Raw genomic sequence first — 23,584 nt, 5'->3', positions numbered from 1 at the left:
TGCTCCAATGGCATAAGCCAGGCTGGTAGAAGAAGCACCGAAGATATCCATATGCGTTAAAATGGTGAATATTCTTGTAATCGCTTTCATAATTAGATGATTCACAAACACAGATTGGGCGCTTTACGAAACCGCATATCCGCTGGAATAAAGATGTAAATGGGGGCTTGTTGCCGTGCAGAGAACAAACTAAAATAAAGACGTGTAAGTTATTCGTATCGAATAATCTGTCGGCTGTGAAAGTACTGGTTGAAAAGGAGTTGCTGCTGTGGAACAGAAGAAGCGGATGCATACGCCCTTCTATTGGAAGATGCTCGGTTTCCGCAGGTACAAGAACGCGGCCGGCGAGCAGTGGCTTGCGCGCGGGAGTAAGCCTCGCCGTTATATGATGCGTCAAGGTAAGAGGCCAGGCATACCGCGATGGGCGAAATGGACGATAACGGGTGTAATTGTTCTCAGTATTGGAACAGCCGGTTATCAGATTGGGTTGAATATGCTTGCAGACAGATTAATGAAAGAGTTGTCCGAGAAGGTAATCAGCAAGGAAGAGATTGAAGCGCTGCGCAGTGATCCCGCTGTCATGGCTCTCCTTGAGTCCGAGCTTGAGCAAGGAAGTGAAAAAGGAGGGTTGCCGGTTACACCGGGTGACAGCACTGAGCCGGAGGCGGGAAAAACAACCGATAGAGGCAGAGACAGGGCGGATCAAGCGGCGGGCAGTGAAGAGGATAGGCCTGCGATGGCAATAGGAGCTGATGGAGCGGCAAACGATAAGAAGGGCTCCGAAGACAACAAGGCCGTAGCCGCCAAGCCGGCAGAAGCAAAGCAGGAGCTCACATTAATAACGAAGGAGGAGGCCTTGCAGCTGCTGCTTAAGCGGTTTTCAATTGGTGAGCTGCGGGAATTTGTGGCCATGGCGGAGGACGGAATCACTGAAGAGGAGAAGGAGACGTTGAAGAGCAGCTTGAAGAGCAAGCTGAGCTCAGAAGAATATCATGCGTTAAAGCTGCTTGCATTATTGGAAATAAGCAAGTAAGAATCAAGTGTTCATCTGGCGAAGATTGTAGCCGGATTAACCGTTTTCAGAAAAAAGTTTTGGAGAACAGCAGATTTCGACACATTTTTTGCTTCTTACACTCTATAATTATTCATATCGAATAACTAAATAGAATAATATTTTCTTATCGAATACTGCAGAGGAGTGTTGAATGTGGGAAAACGCGGCAACTCATATTCCCCCGAAGAAGCAAAAGTGAACCATAATACGATAAATGTGAGATCCGGCGGGACCGCTGGAGAGACGGTGGATGAGCATAAGGAGATGCTTGTGAACGAGTTCCTGCAGCGGTTGGCAGATGATCCGGCAATAAGCAGTGATGGTGATCGCACAGCAAAGACCTTTACAATAGCAGAGCTGCTTTATGAAACGCAATACCCGCTCAGGAAGGAGTATGTCTACAGCTATGACCAGCGGGAGTATGCTCCTGCGCCTGAGAAGCCCGTAATTGATCTGGCTTTACTGCTCAACCTGCTCTTCAAGGAACAGGGTCTTTCTTGTACGTTTGAAGATCTCATGAAGCATGTACTAGATGGGGGGAAACTGGACGATTTTCTGAAGGAACAGCAGCGGCATTGCGGTTGATGTCAGGCTAACTAACGGAGGACGTCATTTTTTTATTTACAAAGTTATTCATATTGAATATAATTAACTCGACAGATTCTCTAATTGAATAAAATTTGGCAAATGGAATGAATGTCGAAAGACGGGGGTTCTATGTAAGTGAATTGAAACAGTTGCAGGCACAGAGGTTCCCTGGGCAGAGTCAGCAGGCATGCTATATCGTAAGCGAGCCGGCTTTTCGCGTTCCGTCATGTGAAAAATCTATGAAAGGCAGATGAGTTATGCGAAATCATCCATTAAAGCTATTCCAATATTTTTTTTGCATAAGGGGTCGCGTAACGAATAACTTAGTGAGCGGGCTATGATTGATATTCATACACATATCCTGCCCTGTCTGGATGACGGCGCCCAATCGCTGGAGGAAGCGCTGAAGATGGCTGAATACGCGGCAAGCGAAGGTATATACGGGATGGTCGCTACACCGCACGCCAGAACATCCCGTTATCGCTCCGGGCCGGGTCAGGTTAGAGAGGCTGTTGCTGCATTCAATAAAGCACTTGCTGACTCCCGAATTCCGCTTACGGTCTACAGCGGTCAAGAGATACGGGTGAACCAGCCGGCAGATGTATTGGATGACCTGAACGGCGGACAGCTGCTCACGCTCCATGACAGCAATTATCTGCTGATAGAGCTGCAGCCCAAGTTTGACCTTGAGGCCACACAGGAGCTTGTTCATGAGCTCAAGCTGCTGGAGCTGCAGCCGATCATAGCGCATCCGGAGCGCAACCCGAGTATAGTTGCCAATCTGGAGCTTGCCGCAGCACTTGAGAGAAGCGGCGCGCTTTTACAGATTAATGCGCCTTCTGTGTTGGGGCGGAACGGCTATCGGGCGCGGCGTACAGCCATTCAGCTGTGCCGCCGTCAGCTGATTCATTTTATAGCATCTGATTGCCATGATCATCATGTGCGTATGCCTGGTCTGACGGAGACCTACTGGATACTGGGCAAGTTGTTTGGTACTGAGCAGGTTGACTGGTGGATCAGGAATGCGAGATGCGTGGTGGAGAACATGCCCCTGGAAAGACAACAACCGCTCCCGGGCAAACGCCGGTGGTACGGCTTCCACCGCTGAGCGGAACTTTGAATTAACGGAGGAGACAAATTGGAACTGAAACAGTACTGGGCTATTGTCCGCAGGAGGTTGTGGTTGATCGGATTGCTGGTTATTGTGCTGGGGGCGGTAACGGGCTTCTATTCTTACAAGCTTGTGGTTCCCCAGTATCAAGCCTCGACGAAGCTGATTGTAAACCCGAGTCAAAAGCCTGCTGAGGCTGCAGGGAATGTTGAACTTGGTTCCATTAACACGAGCATTCAGCTGGTAAAGACCTACAAAGAAATTATTCGCACCTCCCGTATTATGGGGGTCGTCGCAAGCGAATATCCCGATCTGAAAACAAATGCTAACGAGTTGATATCAAAGATTAATGTGGCCTCTGTCAGCGATACCATGATCATCACACTGGCAGCTGCCGATGCCTCTTATGCCAGGGCGGCCAACATGGTTAATGCAGTCGCCGAAGTCTTCCAGCGGGAGATTCCAAAGCTGATGAATGTTGATAATGTCAGCATTCTCAATGAGGCAGATCCAAGCGCTGCTGCCCGTCCCGTTTCGCCGAATCCGACCATGAATATGGCGGTGAGCATTATGCTCGCCTTGATGCTTGGGGTGGCTCTGGCTTTCCTGCTTGACTACCTGGATGACACGATCAAAACCAGCACAGATGTTGAACAGGCGCTTGGTTTATCCACCTTGACAAGTATACCGCGGGTGAAGAATTCCGACCGCAGCCCGTCTCGTACCAAGCATACTGCAGCAGCACAACCGTTAAGGGGGGAAGGCAATGTCTCGGTCGACACGTAACATCCATCTGATCACAGAGATCAATCAGAATTCACCGGTTTCAGAAGCATATAAAGTTCTTCGCACCAGCATTGAATTCTCCAATCTGGACAGCAAAACCCAGACGATCATGATTACCTCCACGAAAACCAGTGAAGGCAAAAGCACCACCTCAGCGAACCTTGCCATAGCTTATGCGCAGGCAGGCAAGAGGGTGCTGCTGATTGACGCAGACATGCGTAAGCCGACCCAGCATCATATTTTCCGGTTATCAAACCGCGTGGGTCTGACTGCGCTGCTCAGCCACCAGGCTGATTTAAACGATGTCATTCTGCCGGTAAACGTAGATAACCTGTATGTTCTGCCGGCGGGCGCGATCGCACCGAACCCGTCGGAGATGCTGACATCCAAACGTATGACGGCCTTGCTGGAAGAGTTGAGAGGCATGTACGACATGATCATTCTGGATACACCGCCGCTGCTGGCTGTGACGGATGCGCAGATTGTAGCGACCCAGTGTGACGGGGTGCTTCTTGTAATCGATTCGGGCAGGGTGAAGAGGGATTCCGCCGTGAAGGCCAAGGCCTGTCTGGATCGCGTGCACGCCAAGATTCTCGGCGTTGTTCTCAATAACGTTAAGCGCAGCGACAGAGAAAGCTACTATCACTACTACTAGGAAGAAAGAACAAACGGTCTAACGGATTTCTCTAACGCAGGAGATTCCAGGTAATGTCTCCTTCACCTTTATCAACGGAGGCACTCGGTCATGCTGTGGGCCAGCCGGCCTTAGACGTTTATCGTCAAGGGTGTGATGTGAGGAGGGGTTTGATGCCCTGATTTGGCCGGTAAACGGCCAAACCATGCGTTCTTATGGTGCTTAAGAGCGTATGGTTTGCACGTTTACAACAAGGGAAGCAGAAATAAAAAGAGAAAAGGATAGGTGATCGAGATGAAAAAGGTAAGAAAGGCTATCATTCCGGCAGCAGGTCTTGGGACTCGATTCCTCCCGGCCACGAAGGCCATGCCGAAGGAAATGCTTCCGATTGTTGACAAGCCGACCATTCAGTACATCGTGGAGGAAGCAATGGAGTCGGGCATCGAGGACATTATTATTGTGAGCGGCAAAGGTAAACGGGCGATTGAGGATCATTTTGATGTAGCGTTCGAGCTGGAGCATACCTTGGAAAACAAAGGGAAGTTTGAGCTGCTTGAAGAAGTCCGCCGTTCCTCTCACGTCGATATACATTACATCAGACAGAAGGAGGCCAAGGGTCTTGGGCACGCTGTCTGGTGCGCCAGAAATTTCATCGGGGATGAGCCCTTCGCGGTTCTTCTGGGTGATGATATTGTGCAGGGTGAAGTACCATGCACCCGGCAGCTTATTGAACAATATGAAAGCACGGGCAAATCAGTGATCGGCGTGCAAACCGTTGATGTGGATCAAACGCACCGCTACGGCATAGTGGATCCGCGGGATTCAATGGGCCGGCTGTATGAGGTCAACCGCTTTGTAGAGAAGCCGCCGCAAGGGCATGCGCCTTCTAACCTGGCTATTATGGGCCGTTACGTGCTTACTCCGGATATTTTCGACTACCTGGATAAGCAGGAGATTGGAGCCGGCGGCGAGATTCAGCTGACCGATGCGATTCAGATGCTGAATCTGGATAAGGGCGTCTTTGCTTATAATTTCGAAGGGCAGCGCTATGATGTGGGTGAGAAGCTCGGCTTTATTTTAACGATGTTGGATTTTGCACTTCGCCGTAATGACCTGAAGCATCCGCTCCTGACTGCTATGGAGGAAATCGTGGAGAGAGAGCGTGTCAATGCTTATACCGTCCCGAGAGGTGAGTGACCATGACGCCGCCACGGCAAAATGAAGCGGAAGTTGCAGTAACATCCGGAGCTTATTACGCTAAGACAGTGCTGGGGACCGGAAAAAGCCAGACCTCATACTTTATTATGAAACGATGCTTTGATTTCACGGCATCTGCTGTGGGGCTGATTTTACTGGCCCCTCTTTTTCTTTTGTTAGCCATCATTATTAAACTGGAGGACCCGAGGGGTCCTGTTTTTTTTAGCCAGATCCGGGTCGGCAAGAATGAGAAGCCCTTCCGGATGTACAAATTCCGCTCTATGGTTTCCAATGCGGAGGAGCTGCTCGGACAGCTGCTGGAGAAGAACGAAGTGGAAGGCGCAATGTTCAAGATGAAGGACGACCCCCGGGTTACACGCGTCGGCAAGCTGATTCGCAAGACGAGTATTGACGAGCTTCCCCAGCTGCTCAATGTCATTAAGGGCGAGATGTCGTTAGTGGGACCCAGGCCTCCGCTGCCGAGAGAGGTTGACCAATATTCCGAGTATGACAAGCTCAGGCTGCTTGTGACCCCAGGGTGCACGGGTCTATGGCAGGTTAGCGGGCGCAGCGAGCTCACTTTCAAGGAGATGGTTGAGCTTGACCTGGAATACATTCAGCGGAAGAGCTTTTGGATGGATTTGAAAATCCTGCTGCGCACCGTGCGTGTCCTGCTTGGTTCCAAGGACGCCTTTTAGCAAGCGAAGCTTTTCCGAAGTAGGAGGACGAGCAAATGGCCAAAATCCTTCACGTCGTTGAGTATACCAAGGGCGGGGTGGAAACTCATCTGAACGAAGTGCTGAGTTACCAGCGTGACCGGCATGATATCTACCTGATCGCATCAGAACATAATTCAAACCCGGATACCCTGCAGATCAGCAGGGAGCGGCTAACCTTGTACCCCTACAGGCGAAAGCCCAAATACATGCTCGCTGCGATTTTCAAGATCCGCAAAGCGATCAGGCAGCTGCAGCCGGATATTGTGCATGTTCACGGCACATTCGCCGGTGTATTCGCTAGAATGACGATGCTTGGCTGGCGGAAGCGTCCAGTCACCATCTACTGCTCGCACGGCTGGGCATTCCTAATGGACACATCGGCCTGGAAGAAACGGGCCTACGGTTTCGTTGAGCGTATGCTCAGTGCGGCAACAGATGCCATAATCAATATTTCCAATAATGAGTATGAGACTTCCCTAAAGTATAAGCTGCCAGCTCACAAGTCTGTTGTCATCTATAACGGTGTGTCTGACCGTAGAGGCAAAGAGCAAGTGGAGCCGGTACAGGTAAAGAATGATAAGGTCAACCTGCTGTTCATTGGAAGATTTGACCGCCAGAAGGGCTTTGACCTGCTGCTGGATACCTTCCATAAGCACGATCTGCAGCATATCCATCTGATGCTCGTGGGCGGGTCGGTGCTCCAGGACGGACACTCTCACAGCTTCCCCCCTAACGCCACTCATTACGGCTGGGTCGATAACAAGGAGATTGACCGCTATATTCACAGCGCGGATGCGGTTATTGTTCCGTCTAGATGGGAGGGCTTCGGCATTGTAGCCATTGAGGCGCTGCGCAGCGGGAAGCCGGTAATTGTGAGCAACCGGGGTGCTCTTAAGGAGATTATTCAACCGGGTGTGAACGGGTTTGTCTTTGACTTCGATCAGCCTGATGAGCTGTACCGGATATTGAAGGAGCTTAGCAAGGAGCAGCTGGTCAGCATGCATGACAGGTGCCTGGCAAGCTTTGCCGAGCGGTTTCACGCCTCCGTTATGAATGAGAAGATTGAGGAGGTATATGTGAAGTCACTTGAATACAGAGGAAACAGGACGGCAGTGATTAGTGCGCCTGTTGCTCATAGTAAAGTAGGAGATCAGCATGGAGGCTAACCATCATAACGAAAGCGGGGCGGCGGCTTCGAAGGGCAGGCAGCTGCTCTTCTCTGTCTACCTGATGTTTTTGCTGGTCATAACCGTATATCAGGACTTCCCGCTCGTTAACATGGTGGGTGAGATCGGACGGACTCCCGTTATCCTGATGCTGCCTTTCTTTTTGTTCTGCGAGCTGCTGCTGCTGTCCAGACATAAGAGGCTGCTCTACATGACCAAGCTTCAGAAGTACATGACCCTGTTTGTTGTCTATACCACCGTGGTGAGTCTGCTCTATGTGTACATCCATTTTCTGCAAGGCAGCTACACCTACGGAACGGAGAACCTGCTGTCCAAAGCGGTCAAGATTATTATTTACCTGGTTCTGATTCTGCTGTACATCAGGCACTTGTATTTTGTATTCTCACAAATCACGAGCAGGAGACTGCTGTTTGCCAGTTTCTTCTCTGTGACAATGCTTCTCTTCGGTATCATGCTGATTGAGCTTATCAGCGCGCCATATGCCCTGCCCTTCCTGCATTCGAAGGCTGCGCCGTACTGGCGTGTGCGTCTCTTAACCTCGGAGAGCAGCACGACAGGCACCATTGTAATGGTATTCGTGGGCATATGCCTATACCTGGCGAGCTCCCTAAAGTCCCAGCTGTTCAAGCTGTTGACCTGGGGACTGATTGGGGCATTCTTCGTGAACTATCTGATTGCCACTTCCTCCAAGGGCTTTTATCTGGTGCTCTTGGCGACGATGGCATTCGCCATGCTGAAGTTTATGGATATTCGGAGGAAGAGGAACTTCCTGCTGATCGCCGCCGGCTGTGCGGCTATCTATATTGTGGCGGTTACATTCATGCCGGCTGTCATCAGCTCACTTAACAATGATATGGAGAACTACACTTCGTCCTATACGAGGTTCGGGACCATCCTGATCTCGCTTGTAACGATCGCTACCAACCCGTTTGGTGTCGGAACAGGGGCATTTCTGCTTTACTTTGAGAAAAATATGCAGACCTGCATACAGATCCTTTCTGATTTCTATTATCAGATGTTTGGCATCAGCGAAATCAACACGGGCGAGCTGATGATGTATGCCAATACTGACAAGAATGTGGCCGTTAAATCCGGTGTGTTTCAATGGATCATGTATGGCGGCATAGGAGCTGTTTTGTTTTTCTTTGCGCTGACGAGGAACATGCTTGCTTCAGCCAAGCGGGATATGTGGATGTATATTACACTGCTGTTTGTCTTGTTCTCCCTGCTCTTCATATCACTTGAAATCAAATACGAGGTCTGGCTGCTGTTTGCCTTTATCAGCTTCTTCATGCATCAGCAGCAGCATAAACCAGCCTCAACGTCAACCGAGGTGTCTGTATGAAAGTACTAGTGGTTTGCAGCGATTTTCCATATCCGGCGGATCACGGCGGGCGGGTGGACACTTGGGGCAGAATTAAGATCATGAGCGAGCTCGGCTGGGATATTGACCTGGCCGTCTGCGGCAAGTACGAACCGTCACCTGCCGATCTGGAGGCCGTTAAGCAGGTTGTGAACGGGGTATATCTGTGCGGGCGTTCGACCGGGTTCACCGATCTGCTCTCGCCGCTGCCTTTGCAGGTGCAATCCAGAAAGCGTCTGAGAAGCCTGAAGGTTGGCTCGGGGTACGACCATGTGCTGCTAGAAGGGGATTACGTATATCCAATCCTTCATAATTCTCAGATTAGCGGTGCCAATATCGTGCTGCGGGTACACAACAATGAATCGGCTTATTTCAAATCACTTGGCCGGAGCGCCCGAAAGGCCGCCCACAAGCTGTACTACTTGATGGAGAGTATCAAGTTTGCCGGCCTGCAGAAGAAATTGGCGGAGCATGTTGATAAATATCTGTTCATATCGAGCAAGGAATACGATGCATTCAAGAACGAGTACCCTCACAAGGGCAGCCTGTTTCTGCCGCCGCCGATTACGAGGGAAACCTTCGAGACGAGCAGTTTTACGGCCAAGAATGTCGTCTTCATTGGCTCCCTGTTCATGCCGAACAACCGGGAGGCAGTAGAGTGGTATCTGAAGCATGTCCATCCCCGGCTGTTGAATGAGGAAGGCTACAAGCTGATCATTGCGGGCAACAGCAGAGGACAGGGTACGCAGTGGATCACCGATTACGGCCTCAGCAGGATCGAAGTCCACGATACACCGAAAAGTTTGGATGACATCTACCGGTCGGGATATCTCTTCATCAACCCGATGCGCAATGGGGCGGGAGTCAAGCTTAAGACGATCGAAGCCATTCAGAATGGCCTGCCTGTCGTCTCCACATCAGTCGGCTGTGAAGGCACGGGGCTTGTTCACAGGGAGCATATCATGATTGCTGACCAGCCGGATGACTTCTGCAGCGCTATCAAGTCGCTGCTTGATGACCGGGCGTATGCCGGCAAGCTGCTCACGCAGTCGCAGAACTATATACGAAAGCATTATGACCATAAGGCCATATTAAGCGGCTTGTTCGGCGGTGGCGTTCATGCGCAGCGGGAACCCCTAATAAAGCAGGTGTTATAAGCATGAGTAGAGATAGAATCAACGTGTTGTTCGTTACACACGCGGATAAGAAGGGCGGAGCGGAGCAGAGTCTGATCCATCTGATAAACTACATGGACACCCGCAGGTACAGGGTGTTTTTTTTATGCCCTGCAGAAGCGGCCTATCTGCATGAAATCACCAACGAGCATCAGCATATCCCCTTCACCTTGGGCAGTATCAAGCAGCGGTTCGGGCTGGGGTATCTTGGCGCTGTCCGCTTTATCAAGCGGCTGGTGAAGGAGCATAACATTCAGATTATCCATGCCAATGGCTGGAGAGCACCATGGTACGTGGCCCCTCTGAAGTTTATGAGCAGGGCGAAGCTGGTCTGGCATCACAGGGACCATACTCATTTGAAAATGTACAATTACGTCCTGCCAAGATTCTTCCATCAAGTCATTTGTATCTCCCATTTTGTCGCGGATTCGATTGCGGGTTCCAATAAGACCGTTATTTACAATGGCGTCGATGCCCGCAGGAGTCCTAATGACAAGATGCGGAAGCTGATGGAGGATGGCGAGCTGCTGATTGGAACGTTCGGCCGCATTGTGGAGTGGAAGAGATACCACCTGATGATTGAGGCGGTCAAGAGGCTGAGCGACCGGGGCATGACGAACTGGAGGCTGCTCATCGTAGGCGATACTTCCATGGATAACACGGATGATTATTATAACGGGCTTAAGCGGAAGGTGGCGGAATACGGGCTGAGCCGTCAGGTTGTCTTCTACGGCTACTCCAGCAAGCCGCTTCAGCTTATGGGCGAATGCGATGTTACCATCAATTTCTCTATGAATGAGCCGTTCGGAAGAGTGGTGATTGAGTCGCTGATGATGAAGACTCCGGTCATTGTAGCCGATTCTGGCGGGGCGCCGGAGATCATCAGGGAGACATCGGGCGGAATGATTGTCAAGGACGGAGACATACATGCGCTGGCGGATGCTCTCCATGACATCGGCAGCCGAGTGGTCGACTACGAGGAGCTTGTCCGCAGCGGACACCGGAATGTGCTGGAGAAGTTCAGCATGGAAGAGATCATAACCAGGGTTGAACAGCTGTACGGAACCCTGCTGGGCCACCAGCCGGAAGTAGAAGCAGGTCTGGCCGTACAGGCAGTATCCAAAGGCGGGCGGGGATGAGATGAGCGTTCAGAGGCAAGTCAATTTTGGCACCGTAGCGGCTCTGGCCAAGGGCGTTATGCTCTTTAAGCCAAGATCAACTTCAGTCGGCCGGTTAATCCGGGTAAAGGGGAAGCTGCACCTCCGTAATAAGGGATCGTTAGTGGTCGGGCGGAATGTCTCGTTCCGGACGCTCCATACCCCATCGTCTATCGATGTCGGCCGGCATGCCGAGCTCACGATCGGTGATAACTGCTTTTTTAATTATGGACTCGATATTGGCTGCGTAAAATCCATTACGATTGGCAGCAATACGATAATCGGGCCGATGGTTAATATTATGGACAGTAATTGGCATCCGGTTGACATGGACAGCGGTAATGACAGCAAAGCCGTTGTAATTGAAGAGAATGTATGGATTGGCCGCGGTGCAGTGGTGCTTCCGGGTGTGCGGATTGGCCGCAACTCCGTCATTGCGGCAGGAAGCATTGTGAATAAGGATATTCCTGATAATGTTCTTGCAGCAGGTGTTCCGGCCAGAATAATCCGGCAGCTGCGTATTGAGGATACTTGGATTCGCAGAGATCACTGACCTGTGCAAGCGGCTGGATGCCGCGTGAATGGGGAGCAGGAACAAGCAATCATACGCGAATGCGTGAATAAGGAGTGATCTGATGTTTGAACAGTTGAGCTGCCCGGTCGCAGAGAATTACTCGCTTAGCGGCCTGACGACTATGGGTGTCGGGGGACCGGCCCGGTATTATATCATTCCTCAAACCATTGACGATGTGCTTGCCGCCAGGCAAATCTGCAGTGAGCAAGGCATAAAATTGCTGGTGCTGGGCAATGGGTCAAACATTCTGGTTGATGACGAAGGGTTCGACGGTGCCGTGCTGCATGTCGGCAAGGGTCTAAGAAGCTTCGAACGCAGAGGCGATTCCCTGTATGCGGAATCGGGTGTCATGGTTCCCAAGATATCGTTCTCCATGGCGAAGGAGGGGATAACCGGCTATGAGTTCATGGCTGGTATTCCGGGAACGGTCGGGGGAGCTGTCGTGATGAACGCCGGATGTATTGGCCGGGAGACTTCCATGATTCTTGAATCCGTAACGTATTTGGATCAGGAAGGCAATGTGATAACCAGACCTGTCAGTGAACTGGATCTATCCTTTAGGTCCAGTTTTTTTATTGGCAAATCCCATATTATCCTCAGCGCGATGTTTACTGCCCTGCCGGGCGATCAGGAAGAAGTCATGAAGATGACGAAGAAGGCGGCGGATATTCGCAAAGGAAAGTTCCCCGTCAATGTCGCCACCGTGGGCAGTACCTTCAAGAGTCCCCCAGAAGGCCCGCATCCTGGAAGACTGGTTGAAGAGGTGGGACTGAAGGGCCATCAAATTGGCGGTGCAGAGGTCAGCCATGTTCATGCGAACTGGATTATTAACCGCGGGGGAGCCAAGGCCAGCGATGTCAAGAAGCTGATTGATGTCATGCAGAACACAGTCGCCCAGAAGCTGGGCATTCTGATGGAGCCCGAAGTTCTGTTTGTCTAGATAATAAACCCGGGGAACGGGATAGAGAAGGAGAGAGATCAATGGAATTAGCAATCAGAAAAAACTTTACGGGGATAACAGAGCCTTACCTTCAGATCGAGGGGGGGATTCCGCTGCAGGGAGAAGTAGAGCTGCCTGGTGCCAAAAATTCTGCGCTGCCTTCCATTGTGGCCGCCTGCTTGTCCGATGAAGAAGTGGCGCTGCATAATGTGCCGCTCGAGCTGAATGACGTGAAGCAGCTGGTACGGCTGCTAAATGAAGCGGGTGCTGATGTGAAGGTAGACGGCAGTAAGCTGCTCTGCTCGGGCAAGAATTGGAGCGGGGGCACACTGAATGCTGAGCTGGCTGGGAAAATCAGGCATTCGCTGCTTCTTCTCGGACTGTCGGCCAACTGGCGCTCCAATCTGTTCCTTCCGCTGCCGGGGGGATGCAGTATCGGCAACCGCAAGCATGACCTTCACTTGCAGGCCCTGCAGGATCTCGGTTATGAGATGGAAGAGAGTGAGCTCGGTCTCCATCTGAAGGAAAGCAACCCGAAGAAGGAAGTTGAGGTCAGCTTCCATTACCCGACATTCGGCGGTACCTTGAACGTCCTGTTCGCCGCTGTCCGTTCGGATTCAACGGTTACTTTACGCAACGCAGCCCGGAACCCGGAGATCATTGATGTAATCAATCTCCTCACATCCATGGGGGCTGATATTAAATGGGTTGGTCCTGCCACCCTGCAGATTACCGGTGTCGGCAAGCTGAATGCGGCGAGCCATACGGTCATGAGCGACCGGATTATCGCCTCCACGGTTATCTCTGCAGTGGGCGTAACCAAAGGAAGTGTGACCATTCGTAATGCAACCGTAAAGGTTCTGGAATCGGAGGTTGCCGTGTGGCGTGAGGCGGGCCTGCAGATTGAAGAGGTGGATAACGGCATCTATGTGAAATGGGTGAAGCCTCTGAAGGCTGTCAGTATCGTCACAGAAGCTTATCCGGGCTTCCATACGGATATTCAGCCGCTTCACACGGTGCTGATGGCAACGGCTGAAGGAGCTTCAACACTGAAGGAAACAATATTGGACGGCAGGTTTGCTTACTGCTATGAGCTGAACAAGATGGGTGCCAGCATCACGGTAGCTGATGGCGGATTTACATGTGTGAACGGAGCTGAGGGCCAGATTGCTCATATAACAGGTGTTGAGAGGCTGGCCGGTGCTGATGTGATAGCCACTGATATCCGCGGAGGTGCGGCAGTTGCCGTGGCCGCGCTTGGCGCCGAGGGCCAGACGCGGATTATGAATTTGTATCAGCTGGAGCGCGGATACGGTAACTTTGTTGAGCTCTTCTCCAGTCTGGGAGCACAGATTACCCGCGTCAGCCCGTAAGCGATGAACAAGAAGAGCACTGGCTTTCAGATTATAACGACCCTGGGGACCCGCTTTGCGGTTCTGTTCGGGGCTTTTTTTGTATCCGTACTGACAGCCCGGCTGCTTGGACCCGAAGGGAAAGGAATTATAACGGCGCTCCTTGTCATTCCAACCCTGGTGGTCACGATAGCGGATCTTGGAATACGGCAGTCAACCGCCTATTTTATCGGCAAACAGACCTTTGAGCTGAAGGCTGTCACCTCTTCACTGAATTTTATCTGGCTGATGTCCTCTATCCTGTGCACCCTGATCGTCGGACTCCTGTACTGGCTGCAGTACGGGGACCGCTACAGCTGGTGGCTGATGGGCATTATGCTGCTGACGATTCCGGTAAATCTCGGTATTCAGTACCTGCGCGGGGTAATGCAGGGCAAGCTCAAGATCGGAAGCATTAACTTTACGGAGCTGCTGAAGACGGGGCTGAACTTTGGTATCCTGCTGCTGCTGGTGGGCTTGTGGAAGTGGGGCGTGATGGGAGCTGCGGTAACGCAGCTTCTCATGGCGGTCTTTACGCTGCTCTACAGTATTCGGGCCTTGAAGGAAATACCGTTCGGCATTCACTATAACGGCCCGATCATCCGCAGCATGATAACCAGAGGCTTTTCCTTCGCGCTCGCCTTATTCGTTCTTCAGCTGAACTACCGCTTCGACGTCCTGATTCTGGAGGCATATACCAATGTCACGGAGGTCGGTATTTATTCGGTCGGAACCAATATCGCTGAGGTCATCTGGCAGGTTCCGGCGGCTATTGGCTTGATCCTGTTTTCCAAGGGGGCGAATGCAAGCAGGGAACAGGACTCCATCGACCGGACGACCAGATTGATCCGTCTGCTGGTGCCGGTGCTGATCGTATGCGGGGCCCTCTTCTGGATATTCGCTCCCGTTATTATCACTGCCCTTTACGGTCAGGCTTTTGCCGCTTCCGCTACCGTAATTCGTTACATTATGCCGGGTATTCTCAGCTTTGTCATTGTAAAACTTCTCCACTCTGAAATCTCGGGCAGAGGATACCCGTTATTTTCACTCAATGTGTCTATCGTATCGCTTCTGATTAACGTTGGCATGAACCTGCTGCTGATTCCGAAATACGGGGCGATCGGAGCCTCTATTTCCTCAGCTACATCCTATACCTTCGCCGGTCTGCTGTTTTTGATTTTGTACACGCGCCGGGAGAAGCTGAAGCTTAGGCATATATTGGTGATGACCAAGGCGGATGCCGCGGATCTGAAGCAGCGGGTGTCCGGTATATGGAGCCGCAGGAGACAGAAGGGGAAGCAGAGGGAAGTAGGCGGGAGCAGTTCGGCGTAACAGAAGGAGTGTATCATGAAAATTCTATTAAAGAACCGGAGATTTGCGGGCGGCGCCGCGCTTTCCCTGCTGGAATACGGCCTGCTGTTCAAGGCGTCTAACCATGAGGTTTTTGCAGTGGGCTTGTACAACAACCTGCAGTCCAGGTACAGCGAGCAAGATATTGATACCTATGACCTTCCCTTCTTTGAAAAAGATAGGCCCCTTGGCAACCTGCGCACTGCACGGCGTTACTACAAGCTGGTCAAGCAGCACAGGCCGGATGTCATTGTGTCGATATCCGTCTGCAATGCCATCTTCCACAGGGCGATTGAGAAGTGGTTCGGCATACCGGTCATCTATATCGTACCCGGCGGCATCGTGCCGCATATGTTCACTAAATATATGAAGAATGAACGGCTGATCGTCTTCAGTGAAGAGAACAAAGAGGCGCTGATTCAGGATGGCTACAGGGAGGCTGATGTCTCGCTCATTACCAACCGGCTGACCTTCGAGCCGAAGTCCGGGCATGAGGATGAGATTTACACGGCTTTTACGCCTGGCGAACCGGTTGAACTGCTGGTAATTTCCAGACTCGATGAAGAGAAAATCAACTCTGTCCTCTATATCATGCGCTGCGTGGAAGCCATGCTCGAGAGAGTGCCTGGCATCAGGCTCACGATCGTGGGCGATGGCGAGTGCATGGATCAGGTACAGGCACAGGCTGCCCGGATGAACAGCGGACGGGAAGCGGTTCATGTTGCGGGTTTCCGCAACAATGTGAAGGATTACATCCGACGAGCACATATCGTATTCGGCAAAGGGAGAAGCGTCATCGAGCCGATCTACTATCACCGGATATCCTTCGTGGTCAGCGAATCGGATGAAATGTGGCTCTGCACAGCAGATACAATTCCGAGCCTCCAGCAGACCAATTTTACAGGCCGCGGGGTTGGAAACCCCGATTCGCCAGATGTGCTGGAGAATCTGATCCGCTCAATCCAAACCCGTACCCTGCAGACGGAATTCCTGCATGCCAACAGCGCGTATATGGAACAGACCTATGATATCCGTAAGGCAGGACCGATTATTGAGGGCATACTCGGTGACAAGCTGGGTTCGTTCAAGAGGGAACGTACAGCTACGGGGCGGTTGGTTAAAGGCTTCGCGGAATACTGCCGGATTTATGCCATCATTGTATACAGCAAATTCAAGAAAATCTCACAGCGTTCAGCGGCATCAGGGGAAGGGAAGGCCAAAGAAACAGGAGCGGAGAGGAGTGTTGGGGTATGAAACTCATATTGTTATCCGGCGGATCGGGCAAACGTCTGTGGCCGCTGTCCAATGATTCACGCTCCAAGCAGTTCCTGAAGGTGCTTGAAGACGGGGAAGGCGGAAGGCAGTCGATGGTACAGCGCGTATGGCAGCAGCTGGGCAGGGCGGGGCTGCAGCGTGAGGCGTGTCTTGCGACCAGCCGTGCACAGGTGGAAATGCTGCAGAGCCAGCTCGGTTCCGGGGTGGAGATCATCGTCGAGCCGCAAAGGCGGGATACGTTTCCTGCTATTGCACTATCCGCAGTGTATCTCTATTCGATTAAGGGTGTAGCCCTGCAGGAGACGATTGTGGTGCTGCCGGTGGACCCTTATGTGGAGGATCATTTCTTCGGCAAGCTGCAAGAGCTTGAACAGATTATGGGCGAAACGGAAGCGGAGATCGGGCTGATCGGCGTTCAGCCGACCTACCCTTCCGAGAAGTACGGCTACATCGTACCGGAGCCGGGAAGCGGGAAGACGGCTCAATCTTCAGCTGAATATGCAAGGGTGAGCCGATTTACGGAGAAACCCCGCGAGGAGCAGGCGCGTGAGCTGATTAGTCAGCAGGCGCTCTGGAATTGCGGGGTTTTTGCATTCCGGCTGGGTTATGTCATTAACGAGCTGATCCGGCGGGGGCTGCCGATCCAGTACGATGAGCTGGTGAAGCAGTACGAACGGCTGGAGGAGACCAGCTTCGATTATGCGGTAGTCGAGAAGGCGGAGCATATTGTCGTGACACCCTATCAGGGAACCTGGAAGGATCTTGGCACATGGAACACATTAACGGAGGAGATCCGTTCCCCGCTAGTGGGCAAAGGAATTGTGACAGAGGATTCCCTTCATACGCATGTCATTAACGAGCTGGACATCCCGATTACCGTGCTGGGCGCTTCCAATCTGATTGTGGCCGCAAGCCCGGACGGTATTCTTGTCTCTGACAAGGAGGCGAGCCCGCGTGTGAAGGAAGTCATGAAGAAGCTTGAGGACCAGCGTCCGATGTACGAGGAGCGGCGTTGGGGCCGTTACCGGGTCCTGGATTATGTGAAATACCCCGAAGGTTATGAGGTGCTTACCAAACGGATTTGCGTCTCGAAGGGATGTAATCTGAGCTATCAGTACCACAGCAAGCGGAGTGAGGTATGGACAGTCATAGCAGGGGAAGGCGAGATGGTGCTCGGCGGCGAGCTGCGGCGCATTACAGCCGGCGATGTGGTGGCTATTCCGGTCGGTACGCTGCACAGCCTGCGCGCCCTGCAGGAAATCGAAATCATCGAGGTGCAGACAGGAAGTGAACTCATTGAAGAAGATATTGTGCGGATTGCAATGAAGTGGGAGGAAATTATTCAAGTCTGCGCCTCCTAGAAGGAGAAATTCACATGTACGCAATTGTTGAGCAGCTGGATAATGTGGTGCAGCGGAGGTACAACCGGTGGAAGCAGGCCGAAATGCCCCCTTACCTGAAGAAGGAACTAATTGAGCTCAAATCAGCAGAAATTACCGATCGATTCTACAAGTACCTTGAATATGGGAGCGATGGCATACAGGGGAAGGTCGGCGTCGGGACGAACCGGATGAATATCTTTACGCTGCGGAGAGTCTCCCAGGGGCTTGCGGATGAAATCAAAGCCCGGGGGTTCGCAGCCCAGCAGCGTGGCGTTGTCATCGGCTATGATTCCCGTTACTTCTCCAGGGGCTTCGCTGAACAGGCTGCTCTTGTGCTGGCCCACAATCACATCAAAGCGTACTTGTTCGAACAGGCCAGGCCGACATCGGTGCTGGCCTTTGCTGTCCGGTGGCTTCATGCTGCAGCGGGGATCGTGCTGGCAGCAGGGAATTATGCGGCCGTCTACAACGGCTGCAGGATATACAGTGATATTGGCATCCCCATTCAGGATGACGCCATTGGCAGGCTGACCCATTTCATGAGTCGCTGGCACGACGGCCTGAAGGTGGAAACCTTGAACCCGGAGGAGGCATTGAAGTCTGGCCGGCTTATTATGGTCGGATCGGAGATTGATGAGGCATATCTGGAGTACATGCAGCAGGTTCCGCTGTCCAAGGAGACCAATCAGCTATTGGGCGCTTCGGTACGAATTGTCTTCACGCCTCTGCAGTCGGCAGCCGGGGAAATGGTGAAGAATGCACTAGAGCAAGCTGGTTTTACGGAGCTTTACCCGGTGCCCGAGCAGCAGCAGCTCGATCTGTTCTTCTCGGCGCTGAACCAGCCGGATCCTTATCTGCTGGAGAACCTGAAGCCGGCTTTCACTATAGCGAGGCGCACCAATGCAGACATGATCCTGTCTGTAAATCCCGAGGCAAGCGAGCTCAGCCTCTCGGTTAAGACTGAGCTGGGTAAATATGAGCTGCTTACAGCCAGCCAGACAGCAGCCCTCCTAGTCAGTTATATGTTCCTGCGCAAGAGCGGACAGAATAATCTGCCGCCGAACGGTATTGTACTTCGCTCTGTCCTGGCCCAGGGGCTGGCGGATGAGGTTATTACTCATTACGGTCTGCTTACCGCTGAGGTAACATCGGGCTTTCGGCAGATTGCCGCACAGATGGCCTCCTATGATATATCAGGCAGCAGGGCATTCCTGTTCGGCTATGAGGAGGATGGCGGTTACACGTCAGGAGGCTTCGTCCGGGACAAGGACGCTGTTCAAACGGCGCTTCTAATAGCAGAGATGTGTGCTTATTATAAATCAGTTGGAACATCGGTCTACCAGCAGCTGCTGCAGCTGTTTGAGACATTTGGGTGGTTTCGGGAGGATCAGGTGAAGCTGACCTTCGCCGGTCTTGAGGGATGGCAGCAGCTTCGCATTGTAATGGAACGGATGCGCAGTGAGTGTCCGCGGATGATGGCAGGACTGAGAATTAAGTATCTATATGACTACCGCAAGGGGGAGCAGCTGGATGTTATGCGCAGCAGAATGAAGCCGGTTAACCTGCCTCATGCCGACATCCTGAAATTCATATTGGAGGACGGCTCCTGGTACGGAATTAAGGCCGCTTCGGCTGAGCCAGAAATCCGGCTGTTCTTCGGGAGCCGTGAATCGGGCGAGCAGGCCTGCCGCAGGAAGCTTGCGGCAATCCGCTCGGATGTGCTGTACACAGTGGAGAGTATTATCTAAGGAAGAGCCAAAACAAGATAGCCCACATGATTAGGGAGAGGCATATGCCCCATAAACATCCAATAGCGAACTTATTCTTACGAACCGGGTGCACAGCAGAACCTCCTTGTCTATAGAGTGGGCAATACCATAAGGAGTGAAACCATATGAATATTGCGGTTATCGGTACAGGTTATGTTGGTCTGGTCTCGGGTGTTTGCTACGCGGAGCTTGGCAACCGGGTTTACTGTGTGGATAAGGATCCGTCCAAGGTGGATACGCTTCGCGCGGGAGGGATTCCAATCTATGAGCCGGGGCTTGGTGATCTCTCCGTCCGTAATGCGGAAGCCGGCAGACTATCCTTCACTACGGATATATCCGAAGCCATCGTAGAAGCTGAGCTTGTCATCATAGCTGTGGGCACACCGCCGCTTCCCGGCGGCGAGGCGGATATGCAGTATATTGAAGCGGCGGCACGAGAAATTGGCGATGCCATGAACGGCTATAAGGTTGTCTGTGTCAAAAGCACCGTTCCGGTGGGAACGAATGAGCGGGTAAAGGCCATCATCGCATCGCGCTATACCGGAGACTTTGATATTGCCTCCCTGCCGGAGTTTCTCCGGGAAGGGACGGCTGTTCAGGATACGATGAATCCTGACCGGATTATTATCGGCGCCGAGAGCGTAAAGGCATCGGAGCTGCTCACGGAGCTGCACCGTCCATTGACCGATCAGATCATCGTCACCGATATCCGTAGTGCGGAAATGATTAAATATGCATCCAACGCCTTCCTGGCTACCAAGATATCATTTATTAATGAGATTGCCAATATCTGCGAGAAGGTTGGGGCCGACGTTACAGAGGTTGCGAAGGGTATGGGCCTTGATAAGCGGATTGGGGCTTCATTCCTGAAAGCGGGCATTGGTTACGGCGGTTCCTGCTTCCCGAAGGATACGAAGGCGCTTATTCAGATAGCAGGTAATGTGGAATACGATTTTAAACTGTTAAAGTCCGTCGTTGAAGTCAATCAGACTCAGCGTTACAGCGTCATCGACAAGCTCTATCAATCGCTTGGAAGCCTGAGCGGTAAGCAGATTGGGGTGTGGGGGCTGGCCTTCAAGCCGGAGACGGATGATGTCCGGGAGGCGCCGGCGCTGGAGATTATTGGACGGATTATTGAGCTTGGCGCAAGACCGAAGGTATACGACCCGATCGCGATGGAGAATTTCCGCAAGATGTATGACCATCCGGCGATTGAATGGTGCGCCACGGCAATGGAGGCGGTGCAGGGCTCACACGCGCTGTGTCTGCTTACGGAGTGGAAGGAGTTTACGGAAGCCGACCTTATGGCGATAGAGGCTGCACTAGCGGAGCCGGTGCTGATTGATGGACGGAATGTGTTTGATATGGCTCAGGTTCGGGACTCCGGACTTGCCTATTACCCGGTAGGCAGGCCTGTCCAATATATTGAGAAGCAGTATGTATAACCTATTATGAGGAGGTAGAGGAATGGAAGTTAGGCAGCGCACATTGAAAGCCGGCATGGCAGCCGTCTTGGTGGCGACAACACTGGGGGCACTGCCGCCAACTAGCGGGACGGATGCGCACGGGAGAATCGGTTTCGTGCAATCCGCCTACGCTGCTGATCCTAAAGCGCCAGCTCAACAGTTTCTTGACCGGATGAACAGGATTCACCAAGCGCTGCATGCCGGCGACCCGGCGGACGTCCAAGATGTCCGCCGATTGCGCGCCGAAATCGCAGGCCTGTCGTTCGAGCAGGCGGCACCGTGGCTGGATCCGGTCTGGAGCAAGCTCGCTGAGAAGCTGACAGGGACGGATGCGGAGAAAGCGGAGAAGCATAAGATTTTCTTGGCCATGCTGCAGGATATCGGTACGATTTACTTTGACCCGCAGCTAACTGAGCTTCAGGCCATCCAGAAGAAGCCGGAATACGCGGCACTGCTGCAGGAGATTGCGCAGGCCGGGGGCAAAGACTCGGTTACTATTGATGATCTTGTGACCTTCCTGTTCGGGGGCGGCGCCTACCCTGGAGTGGAGGGGCAGGTAATGGCGATGCTCAAGGAGAAGCCGCTGCAGGACATTGTTATCATGATGGCCGATGTGCAGCAGCGCAATGCTTTTGTCGGGAAAGCGATTGCAGCTGTCATGAACAATGAACAGCAGCCGCTGAGTTCAGTCTTGAAGGGGCTGGAGATTACGCCGGAAGACGTTATAAAGACCTTCGCTAATGTCCGCCAAGGCCTCACTAAGGAAGGCCCGGCTGTCAATGCGATCCTCGTAGCTTACATACGCTCCGAGACGGAAGGTACAGCGGAGATAAGCCAGGACGGCAGGACGCACACGTATAAGCTTAAGATTTTGGGCAGAGATGTGCCGAAGGCCGTTCCGGTTGTCTGGTCGAAGGAAAGCGGCGATGCTGGCGTGGTGGTTGAAGCCGGCGGTGTCGTCAAGCTGACCAGCGGAACATCGGGCAAGGCGGTTGTCGCTGCCAAGCTGCTTAATAAAGTCATTTTCTCGAAAGAGGTCACCCTGACGGCCGCAAGCCCGAATCCGGGCGGCGGAGGCGGCGGTGGAGGCGGCGGAGGGCCTATAAGCCCGGGCCCGGGAGTCACGGCACCGCAGAAGGGTTTCCTCCAGGATTTCAAGGATAAGATGGCGGATATTATCCGTCAGCTGAAGACGCCGGGAATTACCGATGTCCAGCGGAACGCCTTGATTAATGAAGCGACGGAGCTGGCCAGGAAGACACTGCGCGATTACTGGATGTATGACGTTTCACCGTTTACAACGGTGACGGGCAGCAAGGCAGAAGCGGTGATCGTGCAGGATCATGTGCTGGAGGCGGTCGGTCTTTATGTTGAAGCACGCAAAATCGTGGAAGAACAGCTGACTGCAGCAGGGATCAGCACGACGGTTATATCGGATATCTATTTCACCTTTGTATATGGCACTCTGTCTGTAAATGCAAGCGAGCTGCAGTTATCCGAGCCGATTGTAAAGGGGATAAACAATGCTGGTGTGAAGACAGTGGGTATAATGGTATACGGACTGACGAAGCGGCTTCCGATCAGCCAGTTCAGCCAGTCGGTTAACCTCGGTGTGAGTCTTGTAACACTGCCTGCATCCGTAAACGTTAAGCCGTTGTCTCCCGTATATCAGTTCGGTCTGACTGTAGGCGGCAAGCCGGAGTCCCAGTTCACAACACCGTTCAAGGTCCGTTTCCCCGTAGAGCTTCCGGCTGGTACGGATACGGAGAAGGTCACGGTTATACGGCTCAGCGGGAGCAGCTACACGGCTGAAGGCGGTGTGCTGCATGAAGAAGACGGCTACCTGGAAGAATCGCTGGCGGGTTATTCCACCTATACCGTCATCGAAAATAACGTAACCTTCCGTGATATAGCGGATGTTTATCCTTGGGCTGGCCGTGCCATTGAGGTTGGGGCAGCCAAGGGCATTACCATCGGTATGGCGCCGCAGATTTTTGCGCCGCATTATCGGGTGACCCGGGCGGAGTTCTCCAAGATGCTGGTTCGCTCTCTCAACCTGGAGACCAACGATGCTGCTGAGCAGTTCACAGATGTGGGCACGGGTGAATGGTTCTATCCTTTTGTACGTGTGACAGCAGAGCTTGGTATTGTTATTGGACGCAGACCGGGTTATTTCGAGCCGAACGCACCGATAACGCGTGCCGAGATGGCGACGATGATCCACCGGGCGCTAAAGCATGCGAAGGAAGCCCAGGGTGCGGAGGATGCTTCGGCTGCCTTGGCGGCCTTTGCCGATGGGAATAAGGTTCATGCAACGCTGAAGGAAGGGTCGGCCTTCGCAGTGGAGAACGAAATTGTAACAGGAAGCGGCGGCAAATTCCGGCCGAACGACTATGCAAGCCGTGCGGAAGCAGCAGTAATTATTTATCGTACTTTGCACTATAAGAAGTAGGCTTTCTGCTGAGT

20 protein-coding genes are annotated in these 23,584 nt (G+C 52.5%); all 20 read left to right on the top strand.

Annotated features, from left to right (window positions below; genetic code table 11):
- Nucleotides 1-268: 268 nt before the first annotated feature.
- The gene (locus L1N82_RS11530; RefSeq protein WP_235287537.1) at nt 269-1,033 is read left to right on the top strand and encodes a hypothetical protein; all 765 of its coding nucleotides are present in this window, start codon (nt 269-271) and stop codon (nt 1,031-1,033) included.
- 174 nt (nt 1,034-1,207) lie between these two features.
- On the top strand, nt 1,208-1,639 hold the full coding sequence (locus L1N82_RS11525; RefSeq protein ID WP_235287536.1) for a hypothetical protein: 432 nt from the start codon (nt 1,208-1,210) through the stop codon (nt 1,637-1,639).
- A gap of 340 nt (nt 1,640-1,979) precedes the next feature.
- Nucleotides 1,980-2,750, top strand: a complete 771-nt coding sequence (locus L1N82_RS11520) for a tyrosine-protein phosphatase (protein ID WP_235287535.1) — start codon at nt 1,980-1,982, stop codon at nt 2,748-2,750.
- Between the two features lie 30 nt (nt 2,751-2,780).
- Complete coding sequence (locus L1N82_RS11515) at nt 2,781-3,539, top strand: YveK family protein (RefSeq protein ID WP_235287534.1); 759 nt, start codon at nt 2,781-2,783, stop codon at nt 3,537-3,539.
- Nucleotides 3,520-4,194, top strand: coding sequence for a CpsD/CapB family tyrosine-protein kinase (locus L1N82_RS11510; protein ID WP_235287533.1), 675 nt, complete (start codon nt 3,520-3,522; stop codon nt 4,192-4,194). Before L1N82_RS11515 ends, L1N82_RS11510 begins: the two co-directional genes overlap by 20 nt.
- Before the next feature lie 273 nt (nt 4,195-4,467).
- Nucleotides 4,468-5,370 carry a UTP--glucose-1-phosphate uridylyltransferase GalU gene (gene galU, locus L1N82_RS11505; protein WP_235287532.1) on the top strand — a complete coding sequence of 301 codons (903 nt, stop codon included), beginning with the start codon at nt 4,468-4,470 and terminating at the stop codon, nt 5,368-5,370.
- 2 nt (nt 5,371-5,372) lie between these two features.
- Nucleotides 5,373-6,068 (top strand): sugar transferase, encoded by a 696-nt coding sequence (locus L1N82_RS11500; protein WP_235287531.1) that lies wholly within the window; start codon nt 5,373-5,375, stop codon nt 6,066-6,068.
- Nucleotides 6,069-6,103: 35 nt separating this feature from the next.
- Entirely contained in the window at nt 6,104-7,255 is a 1,152-nt protein-coding gene (locus tag L1N82_RS11495) for a glycosyltransferase (protein WP_235287530.1), read from the top strand.
- Nucleotides 7,245-8,621, top strand: coding sequence for a hypothetical protein (locus tag L1N82_RS11490; protein ID WP_235287529.1), 1,377 nt, complete (start codon nt 7,245-7,247; stop codon nt 8,619-8,621). The genes L1N82_RS11495 and L1N82_RS11490 overlap by 11 nt, the downstream gene beginning before the upstream one ends.
- On the top strand, nt 8,618-9,796 hold the full coding sequence (locus tag L1N82_RS11485; protein WP_235287528.1) for a glycosyltransferase family 4 protein: 1,179 nt from the start codon (nt 8,618-8,620) through the stop codon (nt 9,794-9,796). The genes L1N82_RS11490 and L1N82_RS11485 overlap by 4 nt, the downstream gene beginning before the upstream one ends.
- A 2-nt stretch (nt 9,797-9,798) precedes the next feature.
- Nucleotides 9,799-10,953, top strand: a complete 1,155-nt coding sequence (locus L1N82_RS11480) for a glycosyltransferase family 4 protein (protein ID WP_235287527.1) — start codon at nt 9,799-9,801, stop codon at nt 10,951-10,953.
- 1 nt (nt 10,954) lies between these two features.
- The gene (locus L1N82_RS11475; protein WP_235287526.1) at nt 10,955-11,524 is read left to right on the top strand and encodes a DapH/DapD/GlmU-related protein; all 570 of its coding nucleotides are present in this window, start codon (nt 10,955-10,957) and stop codon (nt 11,522-11,524) included.
- An 82-nt stretch (nt 11,525-11,606) separates the two neighbouring features.
- Entirely contained in the window at nt 11,607-12,485 is an 879-nt protein-coding gene (murB, locus tag L1N82_RS11470) for a UDP-N-acetylmuramate dehydrogenase (RefSeq protein WP_235287525.1), read from the top strand.
- A 41-nt stretch (nt 12,486-12,526) separates the two neighbouring features.
- Entirely contained in the window at nt 12,527-13,858 is a 1,332-nt protein-coding gene (locus tag L1N82_RS11465) for a UDP-N-acetylglucosamine 1-carboxyvinyltransferase (protein WP_235287524.1), read from the top strand.
- 3 nt (nt 13,859-13,861) lie between these two features.
- Nucleotides 13,862-15,208: a flippase gene (locus tag L1N82_RS11460; protein ID WP_235287523.1), complete on the top strand. Its 1,347-nt coding sequence runs from the start codon at nt 13,862-13,864 to the stop codon at nt 15,206-15,208.
- A 15-nt stretch (nt 15,209-15,223) separates the two neighbouring features.
- Nucleotides 15,224-16,480 carry a glycosyltransferase gene (locus L1N82_RS11455; protein ID WP_235287522.1) on the top strand — a complete coding sequence of 419 codons (1,257 nt, stop codon included), beginning with the start codon at nt 15,224-15,226 and terminating at the stop codon, nt 16,478-16,480.
- Entirely contained in the window at nt 16,477-17,862 is a 1,386-nt protein-coding gene (locus L1N82_RS11450; protein ID WP_235287521.1) for a sugar phosphate nucleotidyltransferase, read from the top strand. Before L1N82_RS11455 ends, L1N82_RS11450 begins: the two co-directional genes overlap by 4 nt.
- Nucleotides 17,863-17,876: 14 nt before the next feature.
- On the top strand, nt 17,877-19,631 hold the full coding sequence (locus L1N82_RS11445; RefSeq protein WP_235287520.1) for a phosphohexomutase domain-containing protein: 1,755 nt from the start codon (nt 17,877-17,879) through the stop codon (nt 19,629-19,631).
- A 146-nt stretch (nt 19,632-19,777) separates the two neighbouring features.
- Nucleotides 19,778-21,097, top strand: a complete 1,320-nt coding sequence (locus L1N82_RS11440; RefSeq protein ID WP_235287519.1) for a UDP-glucose dehydrogenase family protein — start codon at nt 19,778-19,780, stop codon at nt 21,095-21,097.
- Nucleotides 21,098-21,119: 22 nt separating this feature from the next.
- Nucleotides 21,120-23,570 carry an S-layer homology domain-containing protein gene (locus L1N82_RS11435; RefSeq protein WP_235287518.1) on the top strand — a complete coding sequence of 817 codons (2,451 nt, stop codon included), beginning with the start codon at nt 21,120-21,122 and terminating at the stop codon, nt 23,568-23,570.
- Nucleotides 23,571-23,584 lie beyond the last annotated feature (14 nt).

The organism is Paenibacillus tarimensis (genome assembly GCF_021532315.1).
Lineage (GTDB): Bacteria > Bacillota > Bacilli > Paenibacillales > Paenibacillaceae > Paenibacillus_I > Paenibacillus_I tarimensis.
Note: the sequence above shows the minus strand (reverse complement) of the source record. Positions and strands in the feature narration are given on the sequence as shown.

Coding starts and splice junctions, on each gene's coding strand:
- L1N82_RS11520 (WP_235287535.1), top strand. CDS start 1,980: ATGATTGATATTCATACACATATCCTGCCCTGTCTGGATGACGGCGCC.
- L1N82_RS11510 (WP_235287533.1), top strand. CDS start 3,520: ATGTCTCGGTCGACACGTAACATCCATCTGATCACAGAGATCAATCAG.
- galU (WP_235287532.1), top strand. CDS start 4,468: ATGAAAAAGGTAAGAAAGGCTATCATTCCGGCAGCAGGTCTTGGGACT.
- L1N82_RS11500 (WP_235287531.1), top strand. CDS start 5,373: ATGACGCCGCCACGGCAAAATGAAGCGGAAGTTGCAGTAACATCCGGA.
- L1N82_RS11495 (WP_235287530.1), top strand. CDS start 6,104: ATGGCCAAAATCCTTCACGTCGTTGAGTATACCAAGGGCGGGGTGGAA.
- L1N82_RS11490 (WP_235287529.1), top strand. CDS start 7,245: ATGGAGGCTAACCATCATAACGAAAGCGGGGCGGCGGCTTCGAAGGGC.
- L1N82_RS11485 (WP_235287528.1), top strand. CDS start 8,618: ATGAAAGTACTAGTGGTTTGCAGCGATTTTCCATATCCGGCGGATCAC.
- L1N82_RS11480 (WP_235287527.1), top strand. CDS start 9,799: ATGAGTAGAGATAGAATCAACGTGTTGTTCGTTACACACGCGGATAAG.
- L1N82_RS11475 (WP_235287526.1), top strand. CDS start 10,955: ATGAGCGTTCAGAGGCAAGTCAATTTTGGCACCGTAGCGGCTCTGGCC.
- murB (WP_235287525.1), top strand. CDS start 11,607: ATGTTTGAACAGTTGAGCTGCCCGGTCGCAGAGAATTACTCGCTTAGC.
- L1N82_RS11465 (WP_235287524.1), top strand. CDS start 12,527: ATGGAATTAGCAATCAGAAAAAACTTTACGGGGATAACAGAGCCTTAC.
- L1N82_RS11460 (WP_235287523.1), top strand. CDS start 13,862: ATGAACAAGAAGAGCACTGGCTTTCAGATTATAACGACCCTGGGGACC.
- L1N82_RS11455 (WP_235287522.1), top strand. CDS start 15,224: ATGAAAATTCTATTAAAGAACCGGAGATTTGCGGGCGGCGCCGCGCTT.
- L1N82_RS11450 (WP_235287521.1), top strand. CDS start 16,477: ATGAAACTCATATTGTTATCCGGCGGATCGGGCAAACGTCTGTGGCCG.
- L1N82_RS11445 (WP_235287520.1), top strand. CDS start 17,877: ATGTACGCAATTGTTGAGCAGCTGGATAATGTGGTGCAGCGGAGGTAC.
- L1N82_RS11440 (WP_235287519.1), top strand. CDS start 19,778: ATGAATATTGCGGTTATCGGTACAGGTTATGTTGGTCTGGTCTCGGGT.
- L1N82_RS11435 (WP_235287518.1), top strand. CDS start 21,120: ATGGAAGTTAGGCAGCGCACATTGAAAGCCGGCATGGCAGCCGTCTTG.